The organism is Streptomyces sp. NPDC019224 (assembly GCF_040632605.1).
In the GTDB taxonomy this organism is placed as follows: Bacteria; Actinomycetota; Actinomycetes; order Streptomycetales; family Streptomycetaceae; genus Streptomyces.
In genome coordinates, this window is record NZ_JBEYCF010000030.1 from 74,677 (window position 1) to 83,200 (window position 8,524).

At 68.8% G+C, this 8,524-nt stretch carries 6 protein-coding genes and 1 riboswitch; of the genes, 5 read left to right on the plus strand and 1 reads right to left on the minus strand.

All coding sequences use genetic code 11. The features are described from left to right. Positions 1-69 precede the first annotated feature (69 nt). Positions 70-1,368, minus strand: a complete 1,299-nt coding sequence (locus ABZ564_RS20310) for a sugar ABC transporter substrate-binding protein (RefSeq protein WP_360858067.1) — start codon at positions 1,366-1,368, stop codon at positions 70-72. Between the two features lie 284 nt (positions 1,369-1,652). On the opposite strand from ABZ564_RS20310, the gene ABZ564_RS20315 reads away from it, so the two are divergent. The 5 genes from ABZ564_RS20315 to ABZ564_RS20335 all read left to right on the plus strand — a co-directional run bounded on the left by ABZ564_RS20315 (position 1,653) and on the right by ABZ564_RS20335 (position 8,324). Continuing rightward, positions 1,653-2,423, plus strand: coding sequence for a GntR family transcriptional regulator (locus ABZ564_RS20315; protein ID WP_360858092.1), 771 nt, complete (start codon positions 1,653-1,655; stop codon positions 2,421-2,423). Between the two features lie 249 nt (positions 2,424-2,672). Next, positions 2,673-2,927 (plus strand): DUF3311 domain-containing protein, encoded by a 255-nt coding sequence (locus ABZ564_RS20320; protein ID WP_360858070.1) that lies wholly within the window; start codon positions 2,673-2,675, stop codon positions 2,925-2,927. Next, positions 2,924-4,540, plus strand: coding sequence for a monocarboxylate uptake permease MctP (mctP, locus tag ABZ564_RS20325; RefSeq protein ID WP_360858072.1), 1,617 nt, complete (start codon positions 2,924-2,926; stop codon positions 4,538-4,540). The genes ABZ564_RS20320 and mctP overlap by 4 nt, the downstream gene beginning before the upstream one ends. A 58-nt stretch (positions 4,541-4,598) precedes the next feature. After that, positions 4,599-4,730, plus strand: a riboswitch (cobalamin riboswitch). A gap of 139 nt (positions 4,731-4,869) precedes the next feature. After that, entirely contained in the window at positions 4,870-7,305 is a 2,436-nt protein-coding gene (locus ABZ564_RS20330; protein ID WP_360858074.1) for a ribonucleoside-diphosphate reductase subunit alpha, read from the plus strand. Then, positions 7,305-8,324 carry a ribonucleotide-diphosphate reductase subunit beta gene (locus ABZ564_RS20335; RefSeq protein WP_360858077.1) on the plus strand — a complete coding sequence of 340 codons (1,020 nt, stop codon included), beginning with the start codon at positions 7,305-7,307 and terminating at the stop codon, positions 8,322-8,324. The genes ABZ564_RS20330 and ABZ564_RS20335 overlap by 1 nt, the downstream gene beginning before the upstream one ends. Positions 8,325-8,524 lie beyond the last annotated feature (200 nt).

Sequence of the window (8,524 nt, forward strand, 5' to 3'; positions counted from 1 at the left end):
CGGCGTTCTTGAGCTAAGGGGAGCGGGGGCCCGGCGCAGTGCCGGGCCCCCGCCTGGCGATCAGAAGGCTCAGGCCTTCTTGTTGATCAGTGCGTCGATCTCGCCGTCGGCCTTCTTGGTGGCGTCGGCGACGGACGTGCCCTTGAGGATCTCCAGGAGCATGTTCTCCAGGATCTCCTCCTTCTCGATGGAGGCCCAGCCCGGAGCGATCGGCGTGAACCAGGCGTCCGGCACCGCGTTGGCGATGGCGGCCGTCTCGGGCTTGGCCTTCAGCGGCTCAAGCTGCTTCTCGTTGTTCGGGAGGATGTTCTTCGACGCGAGGACGTCCATGGACTTCGCGTTGGTGAACAGGGAGATCCACTCCTGGCCGAGGTCCTGGACCTTGGACTTGGAGATGGTGGCGAGGTCGGAGCCGCCGATGAAGGACGGGAGCGCCTTGCCGTTCGGGCCGGGCATACCGGCCGTGGCGATCTTGCCCTCCAGCTTGGGGTTGCCGTTCTCACCCGTGGTGACGCTGCCGGCCTCCCAGGCCTGGCCGTAGATGACCGCGGCCTTCTCGTTGGCCATGACGTTGGCGTGGTCCTGCTCGTCCTTCGTCTGGTCGGCCTTGTTGTACTTCTTGACCAGGTCGACGAAGTGCTGGATGCCCTTCTGCGCCTCGGGGGTGGAGAGGCTGGCCTTCCACTCCTTCGAGCCCTCGTCGTACGTGGCGATCCGGCCGCCCTCGGCCGCGACGTAGGACATGGCGGCGTACCAGTAACGGCCCGGGTAGTACAGGGACGAGGCGCGCTTGTCCTTCTTCGCGAGCTGGGCCTGGACCTTGTCCATGGCCTTGAGGAACTCGTCCTCGGTCTGCGGAAGGGTGTCGCTGCCGGTGCCGGCCTTCAGCATGTCCTTGTTGTAGACCGCCAGTCGGGCACTGGCGTAGTAAGGAACGCAGTAGATCTTGCCCTCGTAGGAGCAGGTGTCCTTCAGACCCTTGATCCAGGTGTCCGAGTTCTCGTACTTCGAGGTGTCGATCTCACCGAGCGCACCGTTGAGGATGTACTGCATGGTCTCGGTGTTGCCGAGCTCGACAACGTCCGGGAACTTGTCGCCACCGAGGGAGGTGTCGAGCTTCTTGACCTTGTCCGCCCAGCCCTGGTACTGGACCTTGACCGTGACGTTCGGGTACTTCTTCTTGAACTGGGCGTTGACGTCCTTGACCAGTTCGGGCCAGGTCGACTGGGCCTCGCCCATGAGCCAGACAGTCAGGTCTTCCTTGCGGTCCTTCGGGTCCTTCGAGGACGCCTTGTCGTCCGAACCACACGCCGCGATGGAAACCAACATGCCCGCGACGCCGATCGCCGCGATGAGCTTGCGCTTCACGCCACCCTCCTCAGGGATGCTGCAACCCCCTCCCCCCACCGCGCAAAAAACGTCGACGAGTACTGCTGGGGCTGGGACCTGGTCTTTAATGGTTTAGACCAGTACCGGGAGCTTGGCCTAGACCTTTAGGGGTGTCAAGGGTGTATAAGAAGTGCACTCGCGTCCGTTATAGGACCGACACCTGAGGGAGGGCGACGAGCCGTGACCGGACCGTGCCACCATGTGAGCCGCGACAGACGGAGGAGCCGGTGACGGCAGCAGCGCAGCAGTCGGGAAGGCGGGCCATGGGTGCCGACGGGGGCAGTTCGGAGAACGGGACGGGCACGGGCGCCGGGACGCGCACCGCGCGCGTCCCGAAGTACTACCGGCTGAAGCGACATCTCCTCGACATGACGGACACCATGCCGCCGGGGACCCCCGTACCCCCGGAACGGACCCTGGCCGCCGAGTTCGACACCTCGCGCACCACCGTGCGCCAGGCGCTCCAGGAGCTGGTCGTCGAGGGCCGGCTGGAACGCATCCAGGGCAAGGGCACCTTCGTGGCCAAGCCGAAGGTCTCCCAGGCCCTGCAACTCACCTCGTACACCGAGGACATGCGCGCCCAGGGGCTCGAACCGGCCTCGCAGCTCCTGGACATCGGCTACGTCACCGCCGACGACACCCTGGCCGGGCTGCTCGACATCAGCGCCGGCGGACGCGTCCTGCGCATCGAGCGCCTGCGCCTGGCGAGCGGCGAGCCGATGGCCATCGAGACCACGCACCTTTCGGCCAAGCGCTTCCCGGCGCTGCGCCGTTCGCTGGTCAAGTACACCTCGCTCTACACCGCGCTGTCCGAGGTGTACGACGTCCGGCTGGCCGAGGCCGAGGAGACCATCGAGACCTCCCTGGCCACGCCGCGCGAGGCCGGACTGCTCGGCACGGACGTGGGCCTGCCGATGCTGATGCTCTCCCGCCACTCGCTGGACGAGCAGGGCGAACCGGTCGAGTGGGTGCGCTCGGTCTACCGCGGCGACCGCTACAAGTTCGTGGCGCGCCTGAAGCGGCCGCTGGACTGACCCCCCGTACACATGTGCCCTTCGAACGGCTCCCGGGCTCGCCCCGGGGGCCGTTCGGCGTTCCGCACCCCCTGGCGCACCGACTTGGACTGGACCAACTCCCGGATGTTTGCCGCCATTGGGGCCATCCAGCCGGTCCGCGACGACCGTTGCCGGACCGCAATGCGGACAGGGGGTGACGGTGGCCGGAACCCTCGCCTAGATTTCCTGCGCATTACAGGTGATCAGCGAGGGGACGGAGTCGCCGCCATGCCCGAAGAACCCGAAGGAAAACCGCCCACCGTCACGCCGTTGCGGGTGGTCATCGCCCTCTGTCTCATCGCGCCGTTCGTGGCGATGCTCTGGGTGAGTTCGTACGCGAAGATCGACCCGACCTTCATCGGCATCCCGTTCTTCTACTGGTACCAGATGCTCTGGGTGCTGATCTCCACCGCGCTGACCATGGTCGCGTACAAGCTGTGGCAGCGTGACCAGCGCGCCCGCAAGGGGGGTGCGTCGGCATGAAGGACGGCGTGAACGGCGTCGCGCTCGGCGTCTTCGTCTTCTTCTTCCTGGCCGTCACGGTCATGGGTTTCATGGCCGCCCGCTGGCGCAAGGCCGAGAACGAGGCCAGCCTCGACGAATGGGGCCTGGGCGGACGGTCGTTCGGCACCTGGGTCACCTGGTTCCTGCTCGGCGGCGACCTCTACACCGCGTACACCTTCGTCGCCGTCCCCGCGGCGATCTACGCGGCGGGCGCGTCCGGCTTCTTCGCGGTGCCGTACACCATCCTGGTGTACCCGCTGATCTTCACCTTCCTGCCGCGCCTGTGGTCGGTCTCGCACAAGCACGGCTACGTCACCACCTCGGACTTCGTCCGCGGGCGCTTCGGCTCGAAGGGGCTCTCGCTGGCGGTCGCGGTCACCGGCATCCTCGCCACGATGCCGTACATCGCACTGCAACTCGTGGGCATCCAGGCCGTGCTGGACGTGATGGGCGTCGGCGGCGGCAAGGACACCAACTGGTTCGTCAAGGACCTGCCGCTGCTCATCGCGTTCGCGGTGCTCGCCGCGTACACCTACTCCTCGGGCCTGCGGGCACCCGCGCTGATCGCGTTCGTCAAGGACGGGCTGATCTACCTGGTCATCGCCGTGGCGATCATCTACATCCCGATCGAGCTCGGCGGCTTCGACGACATCTTCGCCTCCGCCCAGGACAAGTTCACCGAAACGGGCAACGGCAGCCTGGCACCAGCCGCGGCGGGACAATGGGGCTACGCCACCCTGGCGCTCGGGTCCGCGCTGGCGCTGTTCATGTACCCGCACTCCATCACGGCGACGCTCTCCAGCCGCAGCCGCGAGGTGATCCGCCGCAACACGACCATCCTGCCGCTGTACTCGCTGATGCTGGGGCTGCTCGCGCTGCTCGGCTTCATGGCGATCGCCGCCGGCGTGAAGGTCGACAACGGCCAGCTGGCGATCCCCCAGCTGTTCGAGGACATGTTCCCCGACTGGTTCGCGGGAGTCGCGTTCGCCGCCATCGGCATCGGCGCGCTGGTGCCGGCCGCGATCATGTCCATCGCCGCGGCGAACCTGTTCACCCGCAACATCTACAAGGACTTCCTGAAGCCCGACGCGACGCCCGAGCAGGAGACCAAGGTCTCCAAGCTGGTCTCGCTGCTGGTCAAGGTCGGCGCGCTCGCCTTCGTCCTCACCATGGACAAGACGGTCGCGATCAACTTCCAGCTGCTCGGCGGGATCTGGATCCTCCAGACGATGCCGGCGCTGGTCGGCGGCCTGTTCACCCGGTGGTTCCACCGCTGGGCGCTGCTCGCCGGCTGGGCGGTCGGCATGATCTACGGAACGGCCGCCGCGTACGGGGTCGCGAGCCCGACGCAGAAGCACTTCGGCGGGTCCTCCGAGGAGATCCCGGGCATCGGCGAGATCGGCTACATCGGCCTGACGGCCTTCGTGCTGAACGTCGTGGTCACCGTGGTCCTGACCTTCGTCCTGAACGCCGTCAAGGCACCCGCCGGGGTCGACGAGACCGCTCCGGACGACTACACCGCGGACGTGGGCGACCCGGGCGTCGAGGCGGAGCTGCCGCCGGCCACGGCGGGGGCGCCGGGCTGCCACTGACCGCCCACGCCTGACGCTCGCGACACAAGATGTGGGGGCTGCCCGATCGGGCAGCCCCCACATGTATGCTCATGCTCGCTGTCGTCGCAGGGGAATCCGGTGCGAATCCGGAACTGTCCCGCAACGGTGTGTCCGGTGCGCTTTCGCGCACCGGCGAGTCCGAGGACCTGCCGACAGCGCATCCGGCTCGACCGAACCGGGTGCCCAGACGTCCGGGCCTCGTGGGATGGGCCGGTGGACGCCGCACGGAGTGCCGACCCGCCCGGGCCCGCTCCTGCCCGGCTGCCCCGCTCCCCGCCGGCCCAGAGCCGAGCGAGGGAGAGCACCCCGTGACCATCGCGCCAGCCGATCCGGCCACAGCGCCGAAGACGGCCGAGTCCGAAGCGACCGGATCCGCGAGCGACGGGCCCGGCACCGCACTGCTGCGGACCCTGACCGGCCTCACCGCCGACCTGCCCGACACCGACCCCGGCCGGGTCGCCGCCGCCGCCCTGCGCGGCCGCAGCGCCCGGTCCGACGAGGCGGAGCTGCACTCGCTGGCCACCGAGGCCGCGGCGGGCCTCATCGCCGAGGACCCGGCCTACTCCCGGCTCGCCGCCCGCCTGCTCACCCGGTCCATCGCGGAGGAGGCCGCCGGGCAGGGTGCCACCTCGTTCTCCGCGTCCGTCGCCGTCGGCCACCGCGAGGGCCTGATCGCGGACCGCACCGCCGAGTTCGTGACGCTGCACGCCGCCGCGCTGGACGCGCTGGTGGAGCGTTCGCTCGCGGACGGCGCCGACGACCGCTTCGGCTACTTCGGGCTGCGCACCCTGCACAGCCGCTACCTGCTGCGCCACCCGCACACCCGTCAGGTCATCGAGACGCCCCAGCACTTCATGCTCCGGGTCGCCTCCGGGCTCGCCGAGGACACCTCCGAGCGGGCGCTGGACGAGGTCGCCGCGCTGTACGGGCTGATGAGCCGGCTGGACTACCTGCCCTCCTCGCCCACCCTCTTCAACTCCGGCACCCGGCACCCGCAGATGTCCTCCTGCTACCTGCTGGACTCACCGCTGGACGAGCTCGACTCGATCTACGACCGCTACCACCAGGTGGCGCGCCTGTCGAAGCACGCGGGCGGCATCGGCCTCTCGTACTCCCGCATCCGGGCCCGGGGTTCGCTGATCCGCGGCACCAACGGGCACTCCAACGGCATCGTGCCGTTCCTCAAGACGCTGGACGCCTCCGTCGCCGCCGTGAACCAGGGCGGCCGGCGCAAGGGCGCCGCCGCCGTCTACCTGGAGACCTGGCACGCGGACATCGAGGAGTTCCTGGAGCTCCGCGACAACACGGGCGAGGACCAGCGGCGCACGCACAACCTGAACCTGGCGCACTGGATCCCGGACGAGTTCATGCGCCGGGTCGAGGCGGACTCCGACTGGTCGCTGTTCTCCCCGGCGGACGTACCGGAACTGGTCGACCTGTGGGGCGACGACTTCGACGCCGCGTACCGGGCGGCCGAGGCGAAGGGCCTGGCCCGCAGGACCCTGCCGGCCCGCGAGCTGTACGGCCGGATGATGCGGACCCTGGCGCAGACCGGCCAGGGCTGGATGACGTTCAAGGACGCCTCCAACCGCACCGCGAACCAGACCGCCGAACCGGGCCGGGTCGTGCACTCCTCGAACCTGTGCACCGAGATCCTGGAGGTCACCGACGACGGCGAGACGGCCGTCTGCAACCTCGGCTCGGTCAACCTCGGGGCGTTCGTCGACGGCGGCTCGATCGACTGGGAGCGCCTCGACGCCACCGTGCGCACCGCGGTGACCTTCCTCGACCGGGTCGTGGACATCAACTTCTACCCGACCGAGCAGGCCGGCCGGTCCAACGCCCGCTGGCGGCCGGTGGGGCTGGGCGCCATGGGCCTCCAGGACGTCTTCTTCCGGCTGCGGCTGCCGTTCGACTCCCCCGAGGCCCGCGCCCTGTCGACGAAGATCTCCGAGCGCATCATGCTGGCGGCCTACGAGGCGTCCTGCGACCTCGCGGAACGCCCCCAAGCACCTTCGACAGGCTCCGGTGCAGGGGGGACCCCCCTCGGCCCGTTGCCCGCCTGGTCCGAGACGCGGGCCGCCCGCGGGGTGCTGCACCCGGACCACTACGACACCGAGCTGAACTGGCCGGAGCGCTGGGAGGCGCTGCGCGCCCGGATCGCGAGGACCGGGATGCGCAACTCGCTGCTGCTGGCGATCGCCCCGACCGCGACGATCGCCTCGATCGCGGGGGTCTACGAGTGCGTCGAGCCCCAGGTCTCCAACCTCTTCAAGCGCGAGACGCTGAGCGGTGAGTTCCTCCAGGTCAACGGTTATCTGGTGGACGAGCTGAAGCGGCTCGGCGTGTGGGACGCGCGGACGCGTGAGGCGCTGCGCGAGTCGAACGGCTCGGTGCAGGGCTTCGCGTGGATCCCCGAGGACGTGCGGGCGCTGTACCGCACCGCGTGGGAGATCCCGCAGCGCGGTCTGATCGACATGGCGGCGGCCCGTACGCCGTTCCTCGACCAGAGCCAGTCGCTGAACCTGTTCCTGGAGACGCCGACGATCGGCAAGCTCTCCTCGATGTACGCGTACGCCTGGAAGCAGGGCCTGAAGACGACGTACTACCTGCGCTCCCGCCCGGCGACCCGGATCGCCCGTGCCGCGTCCGCCGCTCCGATCCCGGAGCAGGCACCCGCGCCCGACGCGGACGCGATCGCCTGCTCCCTGGAAAACCCCGAGTCCTGCGAGGCCTGCCAGTAATGACCACCACGAACACCGAGAAGAACCTGCTGGACCCGGGCTTCGAACTGACCCTGCGGCCCATGCGCTACCCGGACTTCTACGAGCGCTACCGGGACGCGATCAAGAACACCTGGCACGTGGAGGAGGTCGACCTCCACTCCGACGTGGCGGACCTCGCGAAGATGACGCCGGCCGAGCAGCACCTGATCGGGCGGCTGGTGGCGTTCTTCGCGACCGGTGACTCGATCGTCGCCAACAACCTGGTGCTGACGCTGTACAAGCACATCAACTCCCCCGAGGCGCGGCTGTATCTGTCGCGGCAGCTGTTCGAGGAGGCCGTGCACGTCCAGTTCTATCTGACGCTCCTCGACACCTACCTGCCCGACCCGGACGACCGGACGGCGGCGTTCGCGGCGGTGGAGAACATCCCGTCGATCCGCGAGAAGGCCCAGTTCTGCTTCCGGTGGATGGACTCGGTGGAGTCGATCGACCGGCTGGAGACGAAGGCGGACCGCCGCCGCTTCCTGCTGAACCTGATCTGCTTCGCGGCGTGCATCGAGGGGCTGTTCTTCTACGGCGCCTTCGCGTACGTGTACTGGTTCCGTTCGCGCGGTCTGCTGCACGGCCTCGCCACGGGGACCAACTGGGTGTTCCGGGACGAGACCATGCACATGAACTTCGCGTTCGAGGTCGTGGACACGGTCCGCAAGGAGGAGCCGGACCTGTTCGACGACGCCCTCCGGCAGCAGGTCACCGACATGCTGAAGGAGGCCGTCGAGGCGGAGCTGCAGTTCGGCCGCGACCTGTGCGGCGACGGGCTGCCCGGCATGAACACCGAGTCGATGCGCGCGTACCTGGAGTGCGTCGCCGACCAGCGGCTGACCCGGCTGGGCTTCCCGGCGGTGTACGGATCGCAGAATCCGTTCTCGTTCATGGAGCTCCAGGGGGTCCAGGAGCTGACGAACTTCTTCGAGCGGCGCCCCTCGGCCTACCAGGTGGCCGTCGAGGGCACGGTCGCCTTCGACGACGACTTCTAGCGGCGCGGCAGCCGGGGCCCGCCCCGTCGCGCAGACCTTGGCTGCCGCGGCACTAGTGCCGCGGCAGCCAGGGTTTGCCCGGAAGGAGCGGCGTCAGGTGCGTGCTCTCGGCGTGCCGGCCGGAAGCCCTCGTACTGGACGTACTCGGGTTTTCGGCCGGTGCGGCGAGAGTGCGTGCATGGCGTCGCGACGGGGCGAAC

Excerpts from the sequence above, each read along its gene's own strand:
- ABZ564_RS20315 (WP_360858092.1), top strand. The coding sequence starts at position 1,653 with ATGGGTGCCGACGGGGGCAGTTCGGAGAACGGGACGGGCACGGGCGCC.
- ABZ564_RS20320 (WP_360858070.1), top strand. The coding sequence starts at position 2,673 with ATGCCCGAAGAACCCGAAGGAAAACCGCCCACCGTCACGCCGTTGCGG.
- mctP (WP_360858072.1), top strand. The coding sequence starts at position 2,924 with ATGAAGGACGGCGTGAACGGCGTCGCGCTCGGCGTCTTCGTCTTCTTC.
- ABZ564_RS20335 (WP_360858077.1), top strand. The coding sequence starts at position 7,305 with ATGACCACCACGAACACCGAGAAGAACCTGCTGGACCCGGGCTTCGAA.